Origin of the sequence: Pseudomonas sp. 9.1(2019), from assembly GCF_009910445.1 — a bacterium.
In the GTDB taxonomy this organism is placed as follows: Bacteria; Pseudomonadota; Gammaproteobacteria; order Pseudomonadales; family Pseudomonadaceae; genus Aquipseudomonas; species Aquipseudomonas paraversuta.
The window spans coordinates 553,245-578,210 of sequence record NZ_VBWF01000006.1; the positions used below are offsets into that span (position 1 = coordinate 553,245).

The 24,966-nt window shown below is 60.5% G+C and carries 16 protein-coding genes; 13 read left to right on the forward strand and 3 right to left on the reverse strand.

Annotation, left to right across the window (positions count from 1 at the left end; all coding sequences use genetic code 11):
• Positions 1-58 precede the first annotated feature (58 nt).
• From FEZ21_RS12280 to FEZ21_RS12295, 4 genes are read left to right on the forward strand one after another with little or no spacing between them, the layout of a single operon-like run.
• Entirely contained in the window at positions 59-1,360 is a 1,302-nt protein-coding gene (locus tag FEZ21_RS12280) for an MdtA/MuxA family multidrug efflux RND transporter periplasmic adaptor subunit (RefSeq protein ID WP_029612455.1), read from the forward strand.
• Positions 1,357-4,458 (forward strand): MdtB/MuxB family multidrug efflux RND transporter permease subunit, encoded by a 3,102-nt coding sequence (locus FEZ21_RS12285; RefSeq protein ID WP_160627244.1) that lies wholly within the window; start codon positions 1,357-1,359, stop codon positions 4,456-4,458. The genes FEZ21_RS12280 and FEZ21_RS12285 overlap by 4 nt, the downstream gene beginning before the upstream one ends.
• Positions 4,455-7,562, forward strand: coding sequence for an efflux RND transporter permease subunit (locus tag FEZ21_RS12290; RefSeq protein ID WP_160627246.1), 3,108 nt, complete (start codon positions 4,455-4,457; stop codon positions 7,560-7,562). Before FEZ21_RS12285 ends, FEZ21_RS12290 begins: the two co-directional genes overlap by 4 nt.
• Positions 7,559-9,001, forward strand: a complete 1,443-nt coding sequence (locus FEZ21_RS12295) for an efflux transporter outer membrane subunit (protein WP_010656083.1) — start codon at positions 7,559-7,561, stop codon at positions 8,999-9,001. Before FEZ21_RS12290 ends, FEZ21_RS12295 begins: the two co-directional genes overlap by 4 nt.
• A 34-nt stretch (positions 9,002-9,035) precedes the next feature.
• Here FEZ21_RS12295 and FEZ21_RS12300 read toward each other — a convergent pair whose 3' ends face one another.
• From FEZ21_RS12300 to FEZ21_RS12310, 3 genes are all read right to left on the reverse strand, one after another.
• Positions 9,036-10,109 (reverse strand): GGDEF domain-containing protein, encoded by a 1,074-nt coding sequence (locus tag FEZ21_RS12300; protein ID WP_178092375.1) that lies wholly within the window; start codon positions 10,107-10,109, stop codon positions 9,036-9,038.
• A gap of 178 nt (positions 10,110-10,287) precedes the next feature.
• Positions 10,288-10,998 (reverse strand): HPP family protein, encoded by a 711-nt coding sequence (locus FEZ21_RS12305; RefSeq protein WP_010656082.1) that lies wholly within the window; start codon positions 10,996-10,998, stop codon positions 10,288-10,290.
• 190 nt (positions 10,999-11,188) lie between these two features.
• Positions 11,189-12,109 carry a MurR/RpiR family transcriptional regulator gene (locus tag FEZ21_RS12310; protein WP_003447610.1) on the reverse strand — a complete coding sequence of 307 codons (921 nt, stop codon included), beginning with the start codon at positions 12,107-12,109 and terminating at the stop codon, positions 11,189-11,191.
• Between the two features lie 286 nt (positions 12,110-12,395).
• Between FEZ21_RS12310 and iolC the strand changes: the two genes are divergently transcribed.
• From iolC to FEZ21_RS12355, 9 genes are all read left to right on the forward strand, one after another.
• Positions 12,396-14,333: a 5-dehydro-2-deoxygluconokinase gene (gene iolC / locus FEZ21_RS12315; RefSeq protein ID WP_160627248.1), complete on the forward strand. Its 1,938-nt coding sequence runs from the start codon at positions 12,396-12,398 to the stop codon at positions 14,331-14,333.
• A 367-nt stretch (positions 14,334-14,700) separates the two neighbouring features.
• The gene (iolE, locus tag FEZ21_RS12320) at positions 14,701-15,594 is read left to right on the forward strand and encodes a myo-inosose-2 dehydratase (RefSeq protein ID WP_160627250.1); all 894 of its coding nucleotides are present in this window, start codon (positions 14,701-14,703) and stop codon (positions 15,592-15,594) included.
• Entirely contained in the window at positions 15,591-16,400 is an 810-nt protein-coding gene (gene iolB, locus FEZ21_RS12325; protein WP_010656080.1) for a 5-deoxy-glucuronate isomerase, read from the forward strand. Before iolE ends, iolB begins: the two co-directional genes overlap by 4 nt.
• Positions 16,401-16,418: 18 nt before the next feature.
• Positions 16,419-17,921, forward strand: coding sequence for a CoA-acylating methylmalonate-semialdehyde dehydrogenase (locus tag FEZ21_RS12330; RefSeq protein WP_160627252.1), 1,503 nt, complete (start codon positions 16,419-16,421; stop codon positions 17,919-17,921).
• A 94-nt stretch (positions 17,922-18,015) separates the two neighbouring features.
• A complete protein-coding gene (gene iolD / locus FEZ21_RS12335; RefSeq protein WP_127196709.1) occupies positions 18,016-19,953 on the forward strand; it encodes a 3D-(3,5/4)-trihydroxycyclohexane-1,2-dione acylhydrolase (decyclizing) in 1,938 nt (645 codons plus the stop codon).
• A gap of 39 nt (positions 19,954-19,992) precedes the next feature.
• Positions 19,993-21,030 (forward strand): Gfo/Idh/MocA family protein, encoded by a 1,038-nt coding sequence (locus FEZ21_RS12340; RefSeq protein ID WP_003447624.1) that lies wholly within the window; start codon positions 19,993-19,995, stop codon positions 21,028-21,030.
• Positions 21,031-21,148: 118 nt separating this feature from the next.
• Complete coding sequence (locus FEZ21_RS12345) at positions 21,149-22,180, forward strand: Gfo/Idh/MocA family oxidoreductase (RefSeq protein ID WP_003447626.1); 1,032 nt, start codon at positions 21,149-21,151, stop codon at positions 22,178-22,180.
• Between the two features lie 152 nt (positions 22,181-22,332).
• Positions 22,333-23,259, forward strand: a complete 927-nt coding sequence (locus tag FEZ21_RS12350) for a sugar ABC transporter substrate-binding protein (protein ID WP_003447628.1) — start codon at positions 22,333-22,335, stop codon at positions 23,257-23,259.
• A 94-nt stretch (positions 23,260-23,353) separates the two neighbouring features.
• Positions 23,354-24,919 carry a sugar ABC transporter ATP-binding protein gene (locus tag FEZ21_RS12355; RefSeq protein ID WP_003447629.1) on the forward strand — a complete coding sequence of 522 codons (1,566 nt, stop codon included), beginning with the start codon at positions 23,354-23,356 and terminating at the stop codon, positions 24,917-24,919.
• Positions 24,920-24,966: the final 47 nt, after the last annotated feature.

Sequence of the window (24,966 nt, forward strand, 5' to 3'; positions counted from 1 at the left end):
TCATAACCGTGCGCACTGCTTATCTTTCAGCCTCCTGATAATAAGCGCTCGCCGCCCAATGGTTGATCATTCAATGCAATCGTCTGTTTCCCACAAATCTCGTCGCTGGCTGTTTGGCCTGCTGGTCCTGCTGATCGTTGTTGCCCTGTGCTGGTGGCTGTGGCCATCCGCCTCGAAAAAGGCAGCCACTGCTCAGCCCGCCGGGCACACCAGCAAGTCGGGGATGATGCGTCCCGGATTTGGCGGTTCGACCCTGGCGGTGCCGGTTCGGGTGGCGGACGTGACGCGGGGTGACTTTGCGGTCTACTACAAGGCACTGGGTACGGTGACCGCGCTCAACACCATTAATGTACGCAGCCGGGTGGCAGGGGAACTGGTCAAGGTCTATTTCAAGGAAGGCCAGATGGTCAAGGCTGGCGAACTGTTGGCCGAAATCGATCCGCGCAGCTATCAGAACGCCTTGCTGCAAGCCGAAGGCACGCTGTTGCAGAATCAGGCCCAGTTGAAGAATGCCCAGGTCGATGTACAGCGCTATCGCGGCCTGTACGCTGAAGACAGTATCGCCAAGCAGACCCTGGACACCGCCGAGGCACTGGTCAGCCAGTATCAGGGTACGGTCAAGACCAATCAGGCAGCGGTCAACGACGCCAAGCTCAATCTTGAATTCACCAAGATTCGCGCCCCGATCACCGGTCGTGTGGGCTTGCGCCAACTGGACGTCGGCAACCTGGTGGCAGCCAACGACACCACCGCGCTGGTGGTGATCACCCAGACCGAGCCGATTGTGGTCAGCTTCACCTTGCCCGAGAAGGACCTTGCACTGGTGCTTGAGCGTTATCGCAGCGGCGCCAGATTGCCGGTACAGGCCTGGAACCGCGGCGACACCCAGGAACTGGCGACAGGGGTGCTGAGCAGTATCGACAACCAGATTGATATCACCACCGGCACCCTGAAATTCAAGGCCCTGTTCGATAACCGCGATCAGGTGTTGTTCCCCAATCAGTTCGTTAATGTGCACCTGCTGGCCGACACCCTGAAAAACGTGATCCTGGCCCCGACCGCAGCGATTCAGTACGGCACCAACGGTTCGTTCGTCTATGCGATGGACGGCGACAAGAAGGTCAAGATTCGCAGCATCAAGGTCGGTGTCACCGATGGCGATGTGACGGTGATCGAAGAAGGTCTTGAGCCCGGCGACCGTGTAGTGCTTGAAGGCACTGACCGCCTGCGTGATGGCGGCGCGGTGGAAGTGGTCAACGACAGCGCCGAGGTGCCGGCAACCCCGGCGCAACATCTGCAAGGCGGGCCTGAAGCCGATGCAACGGCCGATGGCAAGGTCAAGGGCAAGGCGCACGAATGAATCTGTCGCGGCTGTTTATCCTGCGCCCGGTCGCAACCACGCTCTGCATGCTCGCCATCGTGTTGTCCGGGATCATCGCCTATCGCCTGCTGCCGGTATCGGCCTTGCCCCAGGTCGATTATCCGACCATCCGCGTGATGACGCTGTATCCCGGCGCGAGCCCGGATGTCATGACCAGTGCCGTGACCGCACCGCTTGAGCGTCAGTTCGGGCAGATGCCGGGCCTGACGCAAATGGCTTCCACCAGTTCCGGCGGTGCTTCGGTGCTGACCCTGCGCTTTAATCTCGACATCAATATGGATGTCGCCGAGCAGCAGGTGCAGGCCGCGATCAATGCCGCCAGCAACCTGTTGCCCAAGGATTTGCCGGCGCCACCGGTGTACAACAAGGTCAACCCGGCCGACACCCCGGTACTGACGCTGGCGATCACCTCCAAAACCATGCTGTTGCCCAAACTCAATGATCTGGTCGACACCCGCATGGCGCAAAAAATCGCCCAGATCAGCGGCGTCGGCATGGTCAGCATTGCCGGTGGTCAACGTCAGGCGGTGCGGATCAAGGTCAACCCCGAAGCGTTGGCCGCCAACGGCTTGAACCTGGCGGACGTGCGCACCCTGATCGGCGCGTCCAACGTCAACCAGCCCAAGGGCAACTTTGACGGCCCGACCCGGGTGTCGATGCTGGACGCCAACGACCAGTTGAAGACCCCCCAGGAATACGCCGAGCTGATCCTGGCCTACAACAACGGCGCGCCGTTGCGGCTCAAGGATGTGGCGGAAATTGTCGATGGCGCCGAGAACGAGCGTCTCGCCGCCTGGGCCAATGAAAATCAGGCCGTATTGCTGAACATTCAGCGCCAGCCGGGAGCCAACGTGATTGAGGTGGTGGACCGGATCAAGGCACTGCTGCCAAGCATCACCGACAACCTGCCGGCCGGTATCGACGTCACTGTTCTCACCGACCGCACCCAGACCATCCGTGCCTCGGTGCGCGATGTGCAGTTTGAATTGCTGATCGCCATCGCGCTGGTGGTGATGGTGACGTTCCTGTTTCTGCGCCGTGCCAGCGCTACCCTGATCCCTTCGATTGCCGTGCCGCTGTCGTTGGTGGGCACCTTTGGGGTCATGTACCTGGCCGGATTTTCCATCAACAACCTGACGTTGATGGCCCTGACCATCGCCACCGGTTTTGTGGTCGACGACGCCATCGTGATGCTGGAAAACATCTCGCGCTATATCGAAGAGGGCGACAGTCCGATGCAGGCGGCGCTCAAGGGTGCCAAGCAAATCGGTTTTACCCTGATCTCGTTGACCCTGTCGCTGATCGCCGTACTGATTCCGCTGCTGTTCATGGCTGACGTGGTGGGGCGCCTGTTCCGCGAGTTTGCGATCACCCTGGCTGTGGCGATTCTGCTGTCGCTGGTGGTCTCGCTGACGCTCACGCCCATGATGTGCGCGCGCCTGCTCAAAGCCGAACCCAAGGAAGAAGAACAAGGGCGTTTCTATCGCGCCAGCGGCGCCTTCATCGACTGGATGATCGCCCGCTACGCCAGCATGTTGCAGTGGGTGCTCAAGCATCAGCCACTGACCCTGCTGGTGGCCATCGGCACCCTGGCGCTGACGGTCGTGCTGTATATGGTGGTGCCCAAGGGCTTCTTCCCGGTGCAGGACACCGGGGTGATCCAGGGTATCTCCGAAGCGCCGCAGTCCATCTCGTTCAGTGCCATGAGCCAGCGTCAGCAAGAGTTGGCCCGGATCATTCTGCAGGACCCTGATGTCGAGAGCCTGTCGTCCTACATCGGGGTGGACGGCGATAACCCGACCCTCAATAGCGGGCGCATGCTGATCAACCTCAAGCCCCATAGCGAGCGCAGCGAAAGTGCCTCGCAAGTGATCGAGCGCCTGCAACCGCAGCTCGACCAGTTGGTGGGTATTCGCCTGTACATGCAGCCGGTGCAGGACCTGACCATCGAAGACCGCGTCAGCCGTACGCAATACCAGTTCAGCCTGTCCTCGCCGGACGCCGAGATGCTCAGCACCTGGAGCCAGAAACTGGTGACGGCGCTGAACAATCAGCCCGAGTTGACCGATGTGGCCAGCGACCTGCAGGACAAGGGCCTGCAGGTGTACCTGATGATTGACCGCGATGCGGCTTCACGCCTTGGGGTGTCGGTGGCCAACATCACCGATGCCCTGTACGACGCTTTCGGTCAGCGGCAGATTTCCACCATTTATACCCAGGCCAGCCAGTACCGCGTGGTGCTGCAAGCCCGGGACGGCGAGAAAATCGGCCCCCAGGCGCTGGAGCAGATCCACGTCAAAACCACCGATGGCGGCCAGGTGCGGCTGTCGAGCCTGGCCAAGGTCGAAGAGCGCCAGGCGCAACTGGCGATCTCCCATATCGGCCAGTTCCCTTCGGTGATGGTGTCGTTCAACCTCGCGCCCGGGGTGGCCCTGGGGCAAGCGGTCGAGTTGATCGATCAGGTGCAGAAGGACATCGGCATGCCGGTGGGGGTGAAGACCGAGTTCCAGGGCGCAGCCCAGGCCTTCCAGGCTTCGTTGTCGAGCACCTTGCTGCTGATTCTGGCGGCTGTGGTGACCATGTACATCGTGCTTGGCGTGCTGTACGAGAGCTATATCCACCCGATCACCATCCTCTCGACCTTGCCCTCGGCGGCGGTCGGAGCCTTGCTGGCCTTGATCCTGAGCGGCAATGATCTGGGGATGATTGCGATCATTGGCATCATCTTGCTGATCGGTATCGTGAAAAAGAACGCGATCATGATGATCGACTTCGCCCTCGACGCCGAACGCAATCAGGGCATGGCCCCCGAGCAAGCGATCTATCAGGCGGCACTGCTGCGCTTCCGGCCGATCCTGATGACGACTCTGGCGGCGCTGTTCGGCGCCATACCGCTGATGCTGGCCACCGGCTCGGGCGCTGAATTGCGTCAGCCATTGGGGCTGGTAATGGTCGGCGGTCTGCTGGTGAGCCAGGTACTGACCCTGTTTACCACTCCGGTGATCTATCTGTACTTCGATCGCCTGGGCCGCCGCTGGCGGGGTGATGCGGCTGTGCCCGAGCAGGCGTCGCTATGAACCTGTCCGGTCCGTTCATCAAGCGTCCCGTCGCGACCATGCTTCTGAGCCTGGCGATCATGTTGCTGGGCGGGGTGAGTTTCGGCTTGCTGCCGGTGTCGCCGCTACCGCAGATGGATTTCCCGGTGATCGTAGTCTCGGCCAGTTTGCCGGGTGCCAGCCCCGAGGTGATGGCATCCACCGTGGCTACCCCGCTGGAGCGTTCCTTCGGCGCGATTGCCGGGATCAACACCATGAGCAGCCGCTCGAGCCAGGGTTCTACCCGGGTCATCCTGCAGTTCGATCAGGACCGCGACATCAACGGCGCCGCCCGTGAGGTGCAGGCGGCGATCAACGCTTCGCGCAACCTGTTGCCCAGCGGCATGAAAAGCATGCCGACCTACAAAAAGGTCAACCCGTCCCAGGCACCGATCATGGTGCTGTCGCTGACCTCCGACGTGCTGTCCAAGGGCGAGCTGTACGACCTGGCCTCCACCATCCTGTCCCAGAGCCTGTCCCAGGTCCCGGGGGTAGGTGAAGTGCAGATCGGCGGCAGCTCGCTGCCGGCGGTGCGCATCGAACTGGAGCCGCAACTGCTCAACCAGTACGGCGTGGCCCTGGACGACGTGCGCAATACCATTGCCAACGCCAACGTGCGCCGGCCCAAGGGCGCGGTGTCCGATGGCGATCGCAACTGGCAGATCCAGGCCAACGACCAGCTGGAAAAGGCCAAGGATTACGAGCCGCTGATCATTCGCTACCAGGACGGCGCGGCCTTGCGCCTGAGCCATGTGGCCAAGGTTCAGGACAGCGTTGAAGACCGCTACAACAGTGGCTTTTTCAACAACGATGCGGCCGTATTGCTGGTGGTCAACCGCCAGGCCGGGGCCAACATCATCGAGACGGTGAACGCGATCAAGGCCCAGTTGCCGGCGCTGCAGGCGGTGTTGCCGGCCAGCGTCAAACTGAACCTGGCCATGGACCGCTCGCCGGTGATCAAGGCCACCTTGCACGAAGCCGAAATGACCCTGCTGATTGCCGTGGCGCTGGTGATTCTGGTGGTGTTCCTGTTTCTGGGTAACTTCCGGGCGTCACTGATCCCGACCCTGGCGGTGCCGGTATCGCTGGTGGGCACCTTTGCCATCATGTACCTGTACGGCTTCTCGCTGAACAACCTGTCGCTGATGGCGCTGATTCTGGCCACCGGGCTGGTGGTGGACGATGCCATCGTGGTGCTGGAGAACATCTCGCGGCATATCGATGCCGGTATTGCGCCGATGAAAGCGGCGATGCTGGGGGCCAGGGAAGTCGGTTTTACCCTGCTGTCGATGAACGTTTCACTGGTGGCGGTATTTCTCTCGATCCTGTTTATGGGGGGGATTGTCGAAAGCCTGTTCCGTGAATTTTCCATCACCCTGGCGGCCTCGATCGTGGTGTCGCTGGTGGTGTCGCTGACCCTCACCCCGATGCTCTGCGCGCGCTGGCTCAAGCCCCATGTGCCGGGTACCGAGAACGCCATGCAACGCTGGAGCATGGGCTTTAACGAGCGCATGGTCGCCGGCTATGCCCGCAGCCTGGACTGGGTATTGCGCCACAAGCGCCTGACCCTGTTGAGCCTGCTGGTGACCATAGGCGTCAACGTGGCGCTGTACGTGGTGGTGCCCAAGACCTTCATGCCGCAACAGGACACCGGGCAGTTGATCGGCTTTGTCCGCGGTGACGACGGCCTGTCATTCAGCGTGATGCAGCCGAAGATGGAAATCTTCCGCAAGGCAGTGCTGGCCGATCCGGCGGTGGAGAGTGTTGCCGGCTTTATTGGCGGCAATGGCGGCACCAACAACGCAATCATGATCGTGCGCCTCAAGCCTATTTCCGAGCGCAGGATTTCGGCGCAGAAGGTCATTGAACGCCTGCGTGAAACCATGCCCAAAGTACCCGGCGGGCGCCTGATGCTGATGGCCGACCAGGATCTGCAGTTTGGCGGCGGACGCGAGCAAACCAGTTCGCAGTACTCCTACATCCTGCAAAGCGGTGACCTTGGTGAACTGCGCATCTGGTACCCGAAAGTGGTGGCTGCGCTCAAGGCCCTGCCCGAGCTGACGGCCATCGACGCCCGTGAAGGACGGGGCGCACAGCAGGTAACGCTGGTGGTAGACCGCGATCAGGCCAAACGTCTGGGGGTGGACATGGACATGGTCACCGCCGTGCTCAACAACGCCTACAGCCAGCGGCAGATTTCCACTATCTACGACAGCCTGAACCAGTATCAGGTGGTGATGGAGGTCAATCCCAAGTACGCCCAGGACCCGCAAACCCTGGAGCAGGTGCAAGTGATCACTGCCGAAGGCCAGCGCATCCCGTTGTCGGCCATTGCCCATTACGAGAACAGTCTGCAGGACGACCGGGTGGAGCATGAAGGCCAGTTTGCCTCGGAGACCGTTTCCTTTGACATGGCTCCCGGGGTATCGACCGAGCAGGGCACCGCCGCGATTGAGCGGGCCATTGCCAAGCTGGGCCTGCCCGAAGACGTGATTGCCAAAATGGCCGGCACCGGCGATGCCTTTGCCGCCACCCAAAAGAGTCAGCCGTTCATGATTCTCGGTGCGCTGCTGGCGGTGTATCTGGTGCTGGGGATTCTCTATGAGAGTTATATCCACCCCTTGACCATTCTCTCGACCCTGCCTTCGGCCGGGGTCGGCGCCTTGCTGAGCATCTACCTCACGGGGGGCGAGTTCAGCCTGATTTCCCTGCTGGGGCTGTTCCTGCTGATCGGGGTGGTGAAGAAAAACGCGATCTTGATGATCGACCTCGCGCTGCAACTGGAACGGACCGCCGGGTTCAGCCCCGAGGCGTCAATTCGCAGCGCTTGCCTGCAACGTTTGCGCCCGATCCTGATGACCACCCTGGCGGCCATCCTGGGGGCCGTGCCCCTCATGCTGAGCACCGCCGAAGGGGCAGAAATGCGTCAGCCCCTGGGCCTGACCATTATCGGCGGGCTGATCTTCAGCCAGATCCTGACCCTTTACACCACCCCGGTGGTTTACCTCTATCTTGACCGCGCACGCCATCGTTTCAACAAATGGCGTGGCGTGCGCACTGATGCTGCTCTGGACACTCCGCTATGACTTCTCGTTTGCTTAAACTCGCTCCGCTGCTGTTATCTGGCTTGTTGCTCAGCGCCTGTGCAATAGGTCCGGACTACCAGCGTCCCGAATCGGCGGCAGCAGCGGATTACAAAGAGGCTGCCGGCTGGACCCGGGCCAACCCCAGCGATGCGCTGGCCCGTGGTGCCTGGTGGGAGCTGTATGGCGATGCGCAGCTCAATGGCCTGGTGGAGAAACTCAACAGCAGCAACCAGACAGTGGCCCAGTCCGAGGCCCAGTTCCGTCAGGCCCAGGCCCTGGTGCGCAGCGCCCGTGGGGCCTTTCTGCCAAGCGCCGACTTGAGCGTGGGCAAAACCCGCTCCAGCCAGGGCACCGGTAGCTCCAACTCCAGCCTGACCAGTTCCAGCAGCGGCATTCGCGACACCTTGAACGCCCAGGTCGGGGTCAGCTGGGAAGCCGATGTCTGGGGCAAATTGCGTCGCGGGCTGGAAGCTAACGAAGCCAGTGCCGAGGCCAGCCTGGCCGACCTGGCCGCCATGCGTTTGAGCCAACAGTCGGAGCTGGTGCAGAACTACCTGCAACTGCGGGTGATCGATGAGCAAAAACGCCTGCTGCAAGCCACGGTCGAGGCTTATCAGCGTTCGTTGAAAATGAGCGAAAACCAGTACAAGGCCGGGATTTCCGGCAAGGACGCCGTGGCCCAGGCGCAAACCCAGTTGCGTAACACCCAGGCCAACATGATCGACCTGATCTGGCAGCGGGCGCAATTCGAGAACGCCATTGCCGTGCTGACCGGGCAGGCGCCTTCCGGGTTCAGCCTGGCTGAAACCACAACCGTTCCGGCGCTGCCGCAAATCCCGCTGAGCCTGCCTTCGCAGTTACTGGAACGGCGTCCGGACATCGCCTCGGCGGAGCGCTCGATCATTGCCGCCAACGCCAATATCGGGGTGGCCAAAGCCGCTTACTATCCCGACTTCAGCCTGAGCCTGCAGGGCGGTTACAGCAGCAGTCAGTATCAGGACTGGATCAGCGTACCGAACCGTTTCTGGTCGGTCGGGCCAAAAGTCTCCTTGCCGCTGTTCGATGGTGGCCAGCGTTCGGCCGAGGTTGACCGTAACGAGGCGCTGTATGACCAGACCGTGGCCAAATACCGCCAGACCGTGCTCGATGGCTTGCGCGAAGTGGAAAACTACCTGGTGCAGTTGAAGGTGCTGGGGGATGAGGCCGTGGTCCAGGAGCAGGCACTGGAGTCGGCCCGCGAGTCGTTACGCCTGACCAGCAACCAGTACAAGGCCGGCCTGATCGCTTACCTGGACGTTGTAGTGGTCCAGGCCACTGCCCTGAACACCGAGCGCAACGTGCTCAACTTGCGACAAAGCCGCCTGATCGCCAGCGTCAAACTGATTGCCGCACTGGGTGGTGGCTGGGACGGCAATACCGATTTAAGCCAGGACCGCTAATCAGCCTGAACCTTGCAGCAGCGAGGCACCGGCCCTAATAAAAGGTAAACCGGTCCTTGCCGCTGTGCTTGGACACATACAGCGCCTTGTCCGCCTTGGCCAGGGCCTGGTTCAGGCTGTCATCGTCTTCGACCCGGGTCAGCCCGATACTGACGGTCACCGGGTAAGGGTGCGGGTCTACGCGCACTAGCCGGCACAACTCGTCCATCAACGCCTCGACATCGCTGCGCCGCACACCTGCCAGGTACACCGCGAACTCCTCGCCGCCCAGCCGCGCATACTCATGGTCGGCCATCACCGCCTGGATGCTGGCTGCAGTGCGCTTGAGCACCTCATCGCCAATATCATGGCCGTAAAGATCATTCACCTTCTTGAAGTTGTCGATGTCGATCATCGCCAGGTAGTGATCCTGCTCCCGTGGCCGGGTCGCCAATGCATTGCCGGCCTGGGTCATGAAGGAGCGGCGATTGGGAATCTCGGTCAAGGGGTCAATGTAGGCCTGGCTCACCAGCAGTCTGAACATGGTGAAGTTGTAGAGCTTGATTTTGCGCAACTTGAAAAAGTTGTAGATCGTCAGGCTGCTGAGAAAGGCCAGATAGCACAGGATCAGGGTGCCCCGCAGATCGGTGACCGACACTTGAGTCATCAGGAAAGGGTTGAGGGTCAGCCAGGTGATGGCCACCACTGCGATAAACCCCCGATGGCCCAGCGGCATCACGGAGGCGCCGTAGAGGATGCTGGAGCAGGCCAGAATCAGCCAGATCGGCTGGGCATCGGCCGGCAGGCCAAAAATGATCAGGCGGATACCGATGGCAATCACTGCCACGAACAGGGCATTGAGTATGTCGAAATGCCAGGACTTGCGAATGAAACCCAGAATGATGGTGAGCACCACCAGGGTGCTCAGAAACAGGATGGACAGGGCGGTGAACCCCTGGCGGCCCTTGATGCTGACGATCAGGTTGAACAACAGCCACATGAAGATGCTTGCGCTGAAGGTGAGGCGGCAGAAGTTACGCAGTTTCTCGAAGTCATGTTGGGCGAATTCAGCTCGCAAGGCGTGGGGCGCCGCTTGCTTGGAAATCTCTTTTTCAATGGTCTTGAGCATGGCGGCCTTGATCAGGATCAACCGACGGGATTCGGGCCACCTGTGGGACTGTGCCAAGGGGGCCTCTACGTCCGGGCCGGCAGACACTCTGACAGTGGCTGCACCCGGGCGCTGCACGGATAACCCTAGCAGGAGTTTCGGGCATCAGTGCAACGGCCGGGGCGCTTGCTTCTGGCGGTTAACGGGCCTGGGCGAGCACCTCACCGATACTGCGCCGGCGTGCATAGTGCTCGCTGGCGCGGATCAGCTGTTCAAGGTCTTCGGGGGTCACGTCAATGAACGCATCCATTTGCTCCAGGGCTTGTTGCAGGTCCTGGGCGGTAATGCCCGGGTCGCCCGCGAGCTGGGGGGCGACCGGGTTCGGCTCCGGGGGTTTTTTCGGGTAGCGCACCCGGGTCAGATTGTTATAGGCCAGTGCTGCCACCAGCATGCACGCCGCCGCGAGCATTACCGGCGCCAGCAGGCCCCAGCCCAGGCTGGCGCTGTCCGGATCTGCCAGGACCACCAGCAAGGCCAGCGCCCCGGCGGGCGGGTGCAGGCAGCGCAACAGGCACATGACAATCAGCGCCAGGCCTACCGCCAGGCAGGCGCTGTCCAGATTGCGCCCAAAGAAGTGCGCCACCGCCAATGACACCAGGGTTGCACAGAGGTAGCCGCCCATAATCGACCAGGGTTGCGCCAGCGCCCCTGAAGACACGGCAAACAGCAGAACCGCACTGGCCCCCAGCGGGCCAATCAAATGCATGGCGACCGGCAGGCCGAAAAACAGGCTGCAGACCCAGACACTCAAGAGCGTGCCAAGGGATACGCCAATGGCGGCGCGGCTCCATTCGGTGGGACGGGTATTGGTGGCCGCAGGCAATAGGCGGCTGATCCAGCGGGTATGCATGGTGAGGAAAATCCGGGGGTTGGCGATTGAAAGGATAAAAAAAGGGCTGTGCGGGTTTCCCGGCAAGCCCTTGAAAATGTCCCTTCATTTGGGGGAGGAACGGGAGCAGTGTGCAACAGCTGGTAACAGTCCGCAAATTCATAATAATGCTGATTAACTGCATTAATTTTGATGTTTGGAGCTGTTTGTCCTAGTCGTCAAAGCCCACTTGCTCGTGGATTTCATCCACTTTGAGTTCCAGCCGGTAGGCCACGGCAATAAACAGTGCCTGGCACAGGCACAGGGTTGCGCTCAACGAGCGAAACGCGAACGAACTGCCCTCATTGACCAGCAGCACGCTGTTGGCGCGTTTGGCCAGCGGTGACAGGTTGCTGTCGGTGATGATCAGGGTTTTGGCCTGATGCAACTGGGCAATGCGCAGGCAATGCTGGGTTTCCTTGCCATAGGGGGTAAAGCTGATGGCAATCACCAGGTCGTTGGCCCGCACGCTGCGCATTTGCTCGCGATAACTGCCCCCCAGCCCGGACACCAGATGAATGCGCTTGTTGGTGTGCTGCAGGTTGTACACCAGGTAGTCGGCCACGGCGAAAGAGCGGCGCACCCCCACCACATAGATATTGTCAGCGTTGACCACCAGGTCCACGGCCTTGTCGAAGGACTGGTCATCCAGTTCCAGCCCCAGACGTTCGATACCCGAGAGGGTCGCGTTGATGCACTCACGGGCCAGATCGCCGCCGCTGGCTTTTTGCGACTTGTTGGCAATCATGCTGCGAATACGTTGCTGGTAATTCTGCGCCGGCGTGGCCTTGTGGGTGTAGGCCTCGCGAAACAGCGCCTGCATTTCACTGAAACCACTGAAACCGAAGCGTTGCGAGAAGCGCACGATGGCCGAAGGGTGGACTTCGCACTCGCGGGCAATATCACTGATCCGGTCAACCATGATCCGGTCACTTTGCTGGCTCATATAGCTGGCAATACGTTTGAGCTGACGCGGCAGGCTCTCGTATTCCTCGGTAATGAGCTGCAACAGGCGTTCGGCATTGATCGGTGGGCCGGCCTGTTCGCTCTCTGGCGTTTGCTCGATCGGTGCCGGCTGATCAGGGGAGGGCATAGGGAGTCCTTATGGATGGCTCTTCAGGTCATGGGGCAGTTTAGCCTGCAAAGTCTACAGGGTAGGTGCGCAATAAATCCTGACCGGGCGTTCAAAGACCCTGTGGCTGAATCGTTACAGGGTCGAAAATTGATCCCTTTGGATCAATATGGAACAAAAATTCTACATTAAAAAATTATGGAATAAATATTGTTTATTGTGTCCGGACGTTTTAGTCTTCATCTCACAAAGAGCGCTCAACCTTCGGGGTGATGAGTGCAGGCTGATAAAAATAACAGGAGCCAGCATGGGACAGACTCGTTTTGCCACAGGGCGTGATTTGGATTTGATCTGCCTTGGACGCCTGGGCGTCGACCTCTACTCGCAGCAAGTCGGCGCGCGGCTGGAGGATGTCAGCAGCTTTGCCAAATACCTGGGTGGCTCATCGGCCAACATTGCCTTTGGTACTGCGCGCCTGGGCTTGCGCTCGGCCATGCTGAGCCGGGTGGGGGATGACCATATGGGGCGCTTTCTCACCGAGTCGCTGGCTCGTGAAGGCTGTGACGTCAGCGCCATCACTGTTGATCCGCAGCGTCTGACCGCCCTGGTGCTGCTGGGCCTTAAAGACCGCGAAACCTTCCCGCTGGTGTTCTACCGCGAAAATTGCGCCGACATGGCGTTGCGCGCAGAAGACATCGACCCGGCCTTCATAGCCTCGAGCAAGGCCCTGCTGATTACCGGTACCCATTTCTCCACCGAAGGCGTGTATCAGGCCAGCGTCCAGGCGCTGGAATACGCCGAACAGCACAACGTCAAACGTATTCTGGATATCGATTACCGGCCGGTGCTTTGGGGCCTGGCGGGCAAGGCCGATGGCGAAACACGCTTTGTCGAAGACAGCAAAGTCACCGCCCACGTGCAATCGATCCTGCCGCGCTTTGACCTGATCGTGGGCACTGAAGAAGAATTTCTGATTGCCGGCGGCGGCACCGACCTGCTGGCGGCATTGCGTGCAGTACGGGCGCTGACTGCGGCAACGCTGGTGGTCAAGCTCGGTTCCCAGGGCTGTACGGTGATCCAGGGCCAGATCCCGGCCCGGCTTGAAGACGGTGCCATTTATCCCGGTGTGCGGGTTGAGGTGCTGAATGTGCTGGGGGCCGGGGATGCCTTTATGTCCGGTTTCCTCAGCGGCTGGCTCAAGGATGCCAGCGATGAGCGCTGCAGCCAGCTGGCCAATGCCTGCGGCGGCCTGGTGGTGTCGCGCCATGCCTGTGCTCCGGCGATGCCGACGCCTGCCGAACTCGACTACCTGTTCAGTAGCCCGGTGCCGATCACCCGCCCGGATCAGGATGTGGCATTACAGCGCTTGCACCGGGTCAGTGTGCCGCGCAAGCAGTGGAAACAACTGTTTGTGTTCGCCTTCGATCACCGCTGGCAGCTGGTTGAAGTGGCCCAGCAGTATGGCCGCGATCACAACAGTATCTGCGCGCTCAAACAGCTGTTTATCCGCGCGGTCGAGCGGGTTGAAACTGACCTGCGGCGTCAGGGCATCGACGCCGATGTCGGGTTGCTGGCCGACCAGCGTTTTGCCCAGGACTCACTGAATGCTGCCACCGGTCGCGGCTGGTGGGTTGCCCGCCCGGTAGAGGTCCAGGGTTCACGGCCACTGGCCTTTGAGCATGGTCGCTCGATTGGCAGCAACCTGATTGGCTGGCCCCAGGAACACATCATCAAGTGTCTGGTGCAGTTTCACCCCGACGACGAGCCGCTGCTGCGCCTGGAGCAGGAAGCGCAGATCAAGGGGCTGTATGAGGCATCCCTGGTCAGCGGCCATGAACTGTTGCTGGAGATCATCCCGCCCAAGGATCACCCTTCGACTTATCCCGATGTGCTGTACCGCGCGTTGAAGCGCTTGTACAACCTGGGGATTTACCCGGCCTGGTGGAAAATCGAGGCCCAGACGCCAGAGGTCTGGGAGCAGCTTGATGCGCTGATTCAGGAGCGCGACCCCTATTGCCGGGGCGTGGTGCTGCTGGGCCTGAATGCCCCGGCACAAGCACTGGCAGAAGGTTTCCGGCAGGCACGTCACAGCAGCACCTGCCGCGGTTTTGCCGTGGGCCGCACGATCTTCCAGGAGCCAAGCCGTGCCTGGTTGGCGGGGGAGATCAATGATCAAACATTGATTGAACAGGTGCAGGGCACGTTTGTGCAGCTTATCGAATCCTGGCAAGCGGCCCGCCGCTAACCCGGTTCCTGTATCTGTCCTTGTATCGGCACCTGTATCTACATCGGCACCTGTACCTGTACCTGTACCTGCGCATACATCTACATCTGCGCCTGCATCTGCATCTGCATCTGCGCATACATCTGCATCTGTAGGAGCGAGCTTGCTCGCGAGCTCTTCAAGATCAAAAGCTCGCGAGCAAGCTCGCTCCAACAGATTCAGGTACAGGTACAGGTCCAGAGGTCCAGAGGTTCAGGTCCAGGTCCAGGTCCAGGTCCAGGTCCAGATTCAGGTTCAGAGGTTCAGAGGTTCAGATCCAGCTTCAGGCACAGGTTCAAGTACAGCCGCAGGGGGCTGTTTAATTCAGAAAACAATAATAGGTGCAGCCATGCCCGCTATTCATATTGGCATCAACCCGATTTCCTGGAGTAACGATGACTTGCCGTCATTGGGCGGCGAGACGCCATTGAGCACGGCGCTCAGTGAAGGCAAGCAAATCGGTTACGAGGGTTTCGAACTCAACGGCAAATTCCCCAAGGACGCCAAGGGCGTCGGCGATGTGCTGCGTCCCTACGATCTGGCACTGGTCTCGGGCTGGTATTCCAGCCGCCTGGCCCGGCGCTCGGCGGCCGAGGAGATCGATGCAATCGCCAGTCACGTGCAGTTGCTGGCCGAAAACGGAGCCAGGGTGCTGGTCTATGGCGAAGTCGCCGACTCGATCCAGGGCCAGCGCATTCCATTGGTCGAGCGCCCGCGTTTTCACACCGAACAGGCGTGGCAAACCTATGCCGACAAGCTCAATGAACTGGCACAGTTCACCCTGTCCCAGGGCGTGCGCCTGGCTTATCACCATCACATGGGCGCCTATGTAGAGTCGCCGTCGGACATCGACACCCTGATGAGCCTGACCGGCCCCGAGGTGGGGCTGCTGTTCGACGCCGGCCATTGCTACATGGGCGGTGGCGAGCCGCTCGAGGTGTTGCGCAAACATATTGACCGCGTCTGCCACGTGCATTTCAAGGATGTGCGCAAGGCAGTGGTGCAACTGGCACGCAACAACCTGTGGAGCTTCCCGGACTGCATCATCAACGGCACCTTCACCGTGCCCGGCGATGGCGACATTGATTTCGCGGCATTGCTCGATGTGTTGCTGGCTGCCGATTACCACGGCTGGCTGGTGGTTGAAGCCGAACAGGACCCGGCCGTGGCGCCGAGTTTTGCCTATGCGCAAAAGGGTTATCAAACCCTGCGCGGCCTGCTGGATGCGAGGACCGGAAAATGAGCTTGCTGATCAAGAGTCAGGCCACGGGTAAAACCATGGTCGAACTGCCACAGGGTGCGCTGGAGTACGTGGGTTTTAGCGCTTATCGCCTGGCCGCCGGCGAACATCTGCCGGTCAGCGCCGGCGATCAGGAGCTGTGCCTGGTGCTGCTCAGCGGGCGGGTCACCATCAGTGGCGAAGAGCCGGGCAAGGGCGCTTTCAGCTGGGCCGATATTGGCGATCGCGACTCGGTATTCGAGGACAAATCGCCGTTCGCTGCCTACCTGCCGCCAGGCAGTCAAGCCCGGGTACTGGCCTTGGGCGAGGTGCAAATCGCTGTCTGTGCCGCACCGGGTTCGGCCACCGCCGGGCTGGGTGCACGCCTGATCAAACCCGAGGCCATGAAGCGCAGCGTGCGCGGCAAAGGCGCCAATACCCGCTATGTCTGCGACATTCTGCCCGACACCGAGCCTGCGCATTCGCTGCTGGTGGTGGAGGTGCGTACCCCGTCCGGGCACTCGTCCAGCTATCCACCGCACAAACACGACACCGACGATCTGCCGCACCAGAGCTTTCTCGAAGAAACCTATTACCACCGGATCAACCCGCCCCAGGGCTTCGTGTTCCAGCGGGTCTACACCGATGACCGCAGCCTCGATCAGGCCATGGCAGTGGAGAACAGCGACCTGGTGGTGGTGCCCAAGGGCTACCACCCGGTCAGCGTGCCCTATGGCTATGAATCCTATTACCTCAACGTCATGGCCGGCCCCAAACGCGTCTGGCAATTTCACAACGACCCGCAGCACAGCTGGCTGATGGATCTTTAACGTTTTCGGAGAACAATAATGAGCACTACCCCGGTTATCGGTCACTACCTCAACGGCCAGCTCCAGGACATAGGCGGCGAGCGTTTCAGCGACGTATTCAATCCAGCCACCGGCGCCGTGCAGGCACGGGTGGCACTGGCCAGCCAGCACACCGTAGACGAGGCCGTGGCTTCGGCACTCAAGGCTTTCCCGGCCTGGTCCGAACAGTCGTCCTTGCGCCGGTCGCGGGTGATGTTCAAGTTCAAGCAACTGCTCGACGAACACCATGATGAGCTGGCTGAAATCATCTGCCGTGAACACGGCAAGGTGTTTTCCGATGCCAAGGGCGAAGTGACCCGCGGCATTGAAATTGTTGAATATGCCTGCGGTGCGCCGGCTCTGCTGAAAACCGATTTCAGCGACAACATCGGTGGCGGTATCGATAACTGGAACCTGCGCCAGCCCCTGGGCGTGTGCGCCGGGGTCACCCCGTTCAACTTCCCGGTCATGGTGCCGCTGTGGATGATTCCGCTGGCGCTGGTCACGGGCAACTGCTTCATCCTCAAGCCTTCGGAGCGTGATCCGTCAGCCAGCCTGGTGATGGCGCGCCTGCTGACTGAGGCCGGCCTGCCGGATGGTGTATTCAACGTGGTGCAAGGCGACAAGAGCGCGGTCGATGCGCTGTTGCAGCATCCGCACATCGAAGCCATGTCGTTTGTCGGCTCCACGCCGATTGCCGAGTACATCTATCAGCAGGGCACCGCGCGGGGCAAACGGGTCCAGGCATTGGGCGGGGCAAAGAACCACATGATCGTGATGCCCGATGCCGATCTGGATCAGGCGGCGGATGCACTGATCGGTGCGGCTTACGGCTCGGCAGGCGAGCGTTGCATGGCGATCTCGATTGCCGTGACCGTGGGTGATGTGGCCGACAAATTGATCGAAAAACTGCTGCCGCGCATCGACCGGCTCAAGGTCGGCAATGGCTTGCAGCCGGACAGCGAAATGGGGCCGCTGGTGACCGCTGAGCACAAGGCCAAGGTCATCGGTTTCATCGATCAGGGCGTGGCCCAGGGCGCACAGTTGATTGTCGACGGTCGCGACCTGAAAGTGCCGGGCGCAGAGCAGGGGTTCTTTGTTGGCGCCACCCTGTTCGACCAGGTCACCCCTGAGATGAGTATCTACCAGCAAGAGATTTTCGGCCCGGTACTGGGGATTGTCCGGGTGCCTGACTTTGCCAGTGCGGTGGCGTTGATCAATGCCCATGAATTCGGCAACGGCGTGTCCTGCTTCACCAGCGACGGCGGCGTGGCCCGGGCCTTTGCCCGCACGATCAAGGTCGGCATGGTGGGCATCAATGTGCCGATTCCGGTGCCGATGGCCTGGCATTCATTTGGGGGCTGGAAACGTTCGCTGTTTGGTGATCACCACGCCTACGGCGAAGAAGGTATCCGCTTCTACAGCCGTTACAAAAGCGTGATGCAGCGCTGGCCGGACAGCATCGCCAAGGGTCCGGAATTCAGCATGCCGACGGCCAAATAGCCAACCCCACAACCCCCACCTGACCTGCAGGAGCGAGCTTGCTCCTGCAGCGTGCAGCAAGTAGTCGGGACAGGTATTTTTTCAGGGTGAAAACATGAGTACGACACGACTGACCATGGCCCAGGCCCTGGTGAAATTTCTCGATAACCAATACGTCGAAGTCGATGGGGTCGAGAGCAAGTTTATCGCCGGGATTTTCACCATTTTTGGTCACGGCAACGTGTTGGGGCTGGGCCAGGCGCTGGAGCAGGACAGCGGCGATCTGGTGGTGCATCAAGGCCGCAACGAGCAGGGCATGGCCCATGCCGCGATCGGCTTCGCCAAGCAGAACCTGCGACGCAAGATTTACGCCTGCACCTCGTCGGTCGGCCCCGGGGCTGCCAATATGCTCACCGCCGCGGCCACTGCCACCGCCAACCGGATCCCGTTGTTGCTGCTGCCGGGCGATGTCTATGCCAGCCGTCAGCCTGACCCGGTACTGCAGCAGATCGAGCAATTCCACGACCTGAGCATCAGCACCAACGATGCATTCAAGGCCGTGAGTAAATACTGGGATCGCATCAACCGTCCCGAGCAGTTGATGAGCGCGGCCATCCAGGCCATGCGCGTGCTCACCGACCCGGCTGAAACCGGCGCCGTCACCCTGGCCCTGCCACAGGACGTTCAGGCCGAAGCCTACGATTACCCGGATTACTTCCTGCAAAAACGCGTGCACCGCATCGACCGTCGCTTGCCGACCCCGGCGATGCTGGCCGACGCCCAGGCCATCGTTGCGCGTAAACGCAAGCCGCTGATCATCTGCGGGGGCGGGGTCAAGTACTCCGCGGCCAACGCAGCCCTGCAGGCCTTTGCCGAGCGCTTTGATATTCCGTTCGCCGAAACCCAGGCCGGCAAAAGCGCGATTGTCTCGGCGCACCCGCTGAACGTCGGCGGGATCGGCGAGACCGGTTGCCTGGCCGCCAACTTGCTGGCCGCACAAGCCGATCTGATCATCGGCATCGGCACCCGCTATACCGACTTCACCACCTCGTCGAAATCCTTGTTTCAGCACCCGGAGGTGGAGTTTCTCAACCTCAACATCAGCCCTTGCGATGCCCTGAAACTCGATGGCGTGCAAGTGCTGGCCGATGCCCGGGCCGCGCTGCAAGCCCTGGGCGAGATCCTCGGGCAACAGGGCTATCGCTCAGACTGGGGTGATGCCCCCAAATTGGCCAGGGCGCAACTGGACGCGGAAGTCGACCGGGTTTATCAGGTCGACTATCAGCAGCCGGACTTCGCCCCCGAGATCACTGACCACCTTGACCCGGCGGTGCTGCGCGAGTTTATCGAGCTGACCGGCTCATGCCTGACCCAAAGCCAGGTGCTGGGCGTGCTCAACCACAGCCTGGCCGACGACGCGGTGATCGTGGCCGCGGCAGGCAGCCTGCCCGGTGACTTGCAACGGGCCTGGCGCAGCAAGGGGGTCAACACCTATCACCTGGAATACGGCTACTCGTGCATGGGCTACGAAGTCAACGCGGCGCTGGGGGTCAAGCTCGCCGAACCCGGGCGTGAGGTCTACGCGCTGGTGGGCGACGGTTCCTACATGATGCTGCACTCCGAGCTGCCGACCTCGATTCAGGAGCGGCGCAAGATCAACGTGGTGCTGTTCGACAACATGACCTTCGGCTGCATCAACAACTTGCAGATGGGCAACGGGATGGACAGCTTCGGCACCGAATTCCGTTATCGCAATGCGCAAACCGGCAAGCTCGACGGTGGTTTTGTGCCGGTGGACTTCGCCATGAGCGCGGCGGCCTACGGTTGCAAAACCTACAAGGTCAGCACCCTTGAACAGTTGCATATGGCACTGGCCGATGCACGTTTGCAAACGGTCTCGACCCTGATCGACATCAAGGTGCTGCCCAAAACCATGATCCACAGCTACCTGACCTGGTGGCGGGTGGGTGTGGCCCAGGTGTCCACCAGCCCGCGGACCGATGCGGCGGCACAAAAGCTCAACCTCGCACTTTCCAAAGCCCGGCAGTACTGATCGCAAACCTCTGACAAAAAATCCAACAGGAGCAGGCATATGTCGTTGAACACTAATTCCCTGAAGCTTGGCGTGATCGGTACCGGCGCCATCGGTCGTGACCATATCCGTCGGTGCAGCCAGACCTTGCTCAACAGCCAGGTGGTGGCCGTTACCGATATCAATCTGCTGCAAGCCGCCCAGGTGGTGGCTGATCTGGGGCTGAGCGCCGAGGTGTACCCGGACGGGCATGCCCTGATCAATGCACCGGAAGTCGATGCGGTGCTGGTGACATCCTGGGGGCCAAGCCATGAAGAGTTTGTGCTGGCCGCGATCAAGGCCGGCAAGCCGGTGTTCTGCGAGAAGCCGTTGGCAGTGACGGCCGCCGGCTGCCGGGCCATCGTTGATGCAGAAGTTGCCCATGGCAAGCGTCTGGTCCAGGTCGGCTTCATGCGTCCGTATGACGAGGGCTACCGCGCACTCAAAGCCGTGATCGACAGCGGCCAGATCGGCGAGCCGTTGATGCTGCACTGCGCGCACCGCAACCCGACGGTGGGCGAGAACTACAAGACAGACATGGCGATCACCGACACCCTGATCCATGAACTGGACGTGCTGCGCTGGTTGCTGGATGACGACTACGTTTCGGTGCAAGTGGTGTTCCCGCGCAAGACCAGCAAAGCCCTGGCCCATCTCAAAGACCCGCAAATCGTGCTGCTGGAAACGGCCAAGGGCACGCGGATCGATGTTGAGGTGTTTGTTAACTGCCAGTACGGCTATGACATTCAGTGCGAAGTGGTGGGCGAGACCGGGATTGCCAAACTTCCGGAGCCGTCGCAAGTGCAACTGCGCAGCGGCGCCAAGCTGTCCAACGCCATTTTGATGGACTGGAAAGACCGTTTCATCGGCGCCTACGACGTTGAGTTGCAAGCGTTCATCGACGCCGTGCGTGCAGGCCGGGTAGGCGGCCCCTCGGCATGGGACGGTTTTGCTGCTGCGGTGGCAGCCGATGCTTGCATCGAAGCGCAGCAGAGCGGGGCAATCGTCAAAGTGCAGTTGCCGGAGCGCCCGGGGTTTTACGGCCCGCACGCCCAATAAACCAAATACCAGAAAACCTGTAGGAGCGAGCTTGCCTCGCGAGCTCTTCAAGATCAAAAGCTCGCGAGGCGAGCTCGCTCCTGCAGGAGACAGGTTCGCCCGGGTACATGGAGGCTTTATGCGTATTGGACTTGTCGGTTTTGGCCACGGTGGCCGTTTTTTTCATGCTCCGCTGATTGCCAGTTTGCCCGGCATCACGTTCGCCGGGGTTGTCACCCGCTCGCCTGAGCGGCGCCGCTTGTTGGCCAGCGAATACCCCGGGGTCAAGGCCTGGGACAGCCTGGGCCAGATGGTCGAAGCCGGGGTTGATCTACTGGTGATTTCTACCCCGCTGCAAGGCCGCCCGGAGCTGGTCATGCAGGCCATCGAGCTGGGTGTGCCGGTGGTCAGTGACAAGCCTTTCGCCGCCGATACCCATCAGGCCGAACAATTAGTGGCCGCAGCTCAACGTCAGAACGTGCTGTTGAGCGTGTATCAAAACCGGCGCTGGGACTCGGATTTTCTGACCATCCGCAAATTGCTGGATGCCGCTGCCCTGGGCCAGGTCACCCGCTTTGAATCATTCGTTGAGCGCTTTGCTCCCGATTCGGTGGGGGATGCCAGCGGCGGTGGCTGGCTGCGGGATCTGGGCAGCCATCTGGTTGACCAGGCGCTGCAGCTGTTCGGCCCGGTGCAGACGGTTTACGCCGAACTGGCCGATAGCCCCGGGCACCCCGGCATCGATCACACTTTCTTCATCGCCCTGACCCATGCCAATGGCGTGGTTTCCCACATCGGTGGCAGTTGCCTGCAAAGCAGTCCACGCCCCAGGTTTCGGGTGACCGGCAGCCTGGGCAGCTACAGCGTTGAAGGCTTTGACGGACAAGAGGCGGCAGTGCTCGCCGGGTTGTCGCCCAAAACCGAAGGTGAGCGTTGGGGCGCCGAAGAGCATCGGCGCTGGGGCTGGTTCGAGCAGGGGGCCGAGCGTGAGCGGGTACCCACCGAACATGGCCGCTGGCAGCAGTTTTATCTGCAAATGATCGACGCGGTAAAACACCAGGGGGCAGTGCCGGTGGACCCGCAGGATGCGTTGCAAGCCTTGCGGGTGCTGGACGCGGCGCGCCTGAGTGCCGAGCGCAGGCAAGTCATCCGGCTCGATCAGGCAAGCTAAAATAGAATTATTTTTTTAATAAATTCTAAATACGGTTGATATAGAAATTATTTTCCAATAGAGTCAATTCCAGGTCAGCGAGACCTGGCCTCAGCTGTCATTCAAGTACGTACCGCATCTATAAAACCAACAAGAATGTGGAGACTGCCCTAATGAAACACCGCCTACGTTTTGCTTCCCTTGCACTGTCGATGATGCTGGCCAGCGGCGCAGCCATGGCCGACGTAAAAATCGGTGTGAGCATGTCCCAGTTCGATGACACGTATCTGACTTACTTGCGTGAGTCGATGAACGAAAGAGCCAAGAGCAACCCCGAAGGCGTGCAGTTGCAGTTTGAAGATGCCCGCGCTGACGTGGTCAAGCAGCTGAGTCAGGTCGAAAATTTTATCAGCCAGAAAGTCGACGCCATTGTGGTTAACCCGGTGGACACCGCCGCGACCCGCAAAATCACTGAAGCAGCGGTCAAGGCCGGGATTCCGCTGGTCTACGTCAATCGCCGCCCGGATGATGAAAAACTGCCGCCAGGCGTTGCCACCGTGGCCTCCAAAGATATAGAAGCCGGTCAGATGCAGATGGAATACCTGGCGAAAAAAATGGGCGGCAAGGGCGATATCGTCATCCTGTTGGGCGATCTGGCCAACAACGCCACCACCAACCGCACCAAAGGCGTGAAAGAGGAACTGACCAAGTACCCCGATATCAAGGTTGACCAGGAGCAGACCGGGATCTGGCTGCGAGACAAAGGCATGACCCTGACCAACGATTGGCTGACCCAGGGCCGCAAGTTTGATGCGGTGGTCTCCAACAACGACGAGATGGCCATCGGTGCGGCAATGGCCTTGAAGCAGGCCGGCATCGAGCCCGGCACTGTGCTGATTGCCGGTGTCGACGGCACCCCCGACGGCGTGCGTGCGGTGGAGAAGGGCGAGCTGGCGCTCACGGTGTTCCAGGACGCCAAGGGCCAGGCCTACGGCTCGGTCGATACCGCCCTGAAAATGATCAAGAAAGAACCGGTAGAGCAGGCGGTCTGGGTGCCTTTCCAGCTGATCACCAAAGACAATGCCAAGGATTTCAAGTAGTCGTCATCTCAATCCAATAACAACAATATGCGGCAGGGCTCAAGCCTTGCCCGCTGTCTCGGACATTCACCGAGGCATCTGAGGAGTACTGGCTATGCTCGCGTCAGCGACTGTTTCAAGCACCTCGACCATGGCGCCCGCGCCTGCGGCTCTCCCTCAAGAGGTTCCTTATCTGCTGGAGGTGGTCAACGTCAGCAAGGGTTTTCCCGGCGTAGTGGCGCTTGATGACGTGCAACTGCGGGTACGTCCGGGTTCGGTTCTGGCCCTGATGGGGGAGAACGGCGCCGGCAAGTCGACCCTGATGAAAATCATCGCCGGTATCTATCAACCCGACTCCGGCGAGTTACGACTGCGGGGCAAACCCGTGACCTTCGCCGGTCCCCTGGCGGCTTTGCAGGCAGGGATAGCCATGATCCATCAGGAACTGAACCTGATGCCGCACATGAACATTGCGGAAAATATCTGGATCGGCCGCGAGCAGCTCAACGCGCTGCACATGATCGACCATCGCGAGATGTTCCGTTGCACTGCGCAACTGCTGGAGCGTCTGCGGATCAACCTCGACCCCCAGGAACTGGTAGGCAACCTCAGCATCGCCGAGCGGCAGATGGTGGAAATTGCCAAGGCCGTGTCGTACAACTCGGACATCCTGATCATGGATGAACCGACCTCGGCCATTACCGACAAGGAAGTCGCCCACCTGTTTTCGATCATTGCCGACCTCAAGTCCCAGGGCAAAGGCATCATCTACATCACCCATAAAATGAACGAAGTGTTCAGCATCGCCGACGAAGTGGCAGTGTTTCGCGATGGTGCCTATATCGGCCTGCAGCGGGCCGACAGCATGGACGGCGACAGCCTGATCTCGATGATGGTGGGGCGCGAATTGAACCAGCTGTTTCCGGTGCGGGAAAACCCGCTGGGCGAACTGCTGTTGTCGGTCCGCGACCTGAGTCTGGACGGCGTGTTCAAGGGGGTTACGTTTGACCTGCACGCAGGCGAGATCATGGGCATTGCCGGTTTGATGGGCTCGGGACGAACCAACATCGCCGAAACCATTTTCGGCATCACCCCGAGCAGTGGTGGAGAAATCCAGCTGGACGGGCTGCCCGTGCGTATAACCAGTCCCAACATGGCCATCGAGAAGGGCTTCGCCCTGTTGACCGAAGACCGCAAGCTGACCGGACTTTTCCCCTGCCTGTCGGTGCTGGAAAACATGGAAATGGCGATTCTGCCGCATTACGCCGGCAATGGTTTTATCCAGCAAAAAGCCCTGCGCGCCCTGTGCGAAGACATGTGCAAAAAGTTGCGGGTCAAAACCCCTTCCCTTGAGCAATGCATCGACACCCTGTCCGGCGGCAATCAGCAAAAGGCCTTGCTGGCCCGCTGGCTGATGACCAACCCCCGGGTATTGATTCTGGATGAGCCGACCCGGGGTATCGACGTCGGGGCCAAGGTCGAGATTTACCGGCTGATCTCCTTCCTCGCCAGCGAAGGCATGGCGGTGATCATGATTTCATCGGAACTGCCTGAGGTGCTGGGTATGAGCGACCGGGTCATGGTCATGCACGAAGGTGAACTGATGGGCACCCTGGACCGCAGCGAGGCGACCCAGGAGCGAATCATGCAATTGGCCTCCGGTATTACCGCGATTCATTAATGACTTCAGTGCAGCGGCCCGACAGGGTCAGTGGCGCAGCAGAACAA

Bases quoted from the DNA above. Each gene is read 5' to 3' on its own strand.
- iolB (WP_010656080.1), top strand. From the start codon at position 15,591: ATGAGCTTGCTGATCAAGAGTCAGGCCACGGGTAAAACCATGGTCGAA.
- FEZ21_RS12355 (WP_003447629.1), top strand. From the start codon at position 23,354: ATGCTCGCGTCAGCGACTGTTTCAAGCACCTCGACCATGGCGCCCGCG.
- FEZ21_RS12280 (WP_029612455.1), top strand. From the start codon at position 59: ATGGTTGATCATTCAATGCAATCGTCTGTTTCCCACAAATCTCGTCGC.
- FEZ21_RS12285 (WP_160627244.1), top strand. From the start codon at position 1,357: ATGAATCTGTCGCGGCTGTTTATCCTGCGCCCGGTCGCAACCACGCTC.
- FEZ21_RS12300 (WP_178092375.1), bottom strand. From the start codon at position 10,109: ATGCTCAAGACCATTGAAAAAGAGATTTCCAAGCAAGCGGCGCCCCAC.
- FEZ21_RS12295 (WP_010656083.1), top strand. From the start codon at position 7,559: ATGACTTCTCGTTTGCTTAAACTCGCTCCGCTGCTGTTATCTGGCTTG.
- FEZ21_RS12290 (WP_160627246.1), top strand. From the start codon at position 4,455: ATGAACCTGTCCGGTCCGTTCATCAAGCGTCCCGTCGCGACCATGCTT.
- iolC (WP_160627248.1), top strand. From the start codon at position 12,396: ATGGGACAGACTCGTTTTGCCACAGGGCGTGATTTGGATTTGATCTGC.
- FEZ21_RS12340 (WP_003447624.1), top strand. From the start codon at position 19,993: ATGTCGTTGAACACTAATTCCCTGAAGCTTGGCGTGATCGGTACCGGC.
- FEZ21_RS12310 (WP_003447610.1), bottom strand. From the start codon at position 12,109: ATGCCCTCCCCTGATCAGCCGGCACCGATCGAGCAAACGCCAGAGAGC.
- iolD (WP_127196709.1), top strand. From the start codon at position 18,016: ATGAGTACGACACGACTGACCATGGCCCAGGCCCTGGTGAAATTTCTC.
- FEZ21_RS12305 (WP_010656082.1), bottom strand. From the start codon at position 10,998: ATGCATACCCGCTGGATCAGCCGCCTATTGCCTGCGGCCACCAATACC.
- FEZ21_RS12350 (WP_003447628.1), top strand. From the start codon at position 22,333: ATGAAACACCGCCTACGTTTTGCTTCCCTTGCACTGTCGATGATGCTG.
- FEZ21_RS12345 (WP_003447626.1), top strand. From the start codon at position 21,149: ATGCGTATTGGACTTGTCGGTTTTGGCCACGGTGGCCGTTTTTTTCAT.
- iolE (WP_160627250.1), top strand. From the start codon at position 14,701: ATGCCCGCTATTCATATTGGCATCAACCCGATTTCCTGGAGTAACGAT.
- FEZ21_RS12330 (WP_160627252.1), top strand. From the start codon at position 16,419: ATGAGCACTACCCCGGTTATCGGTCACTACCTCAACGGCCAGCTCCAG.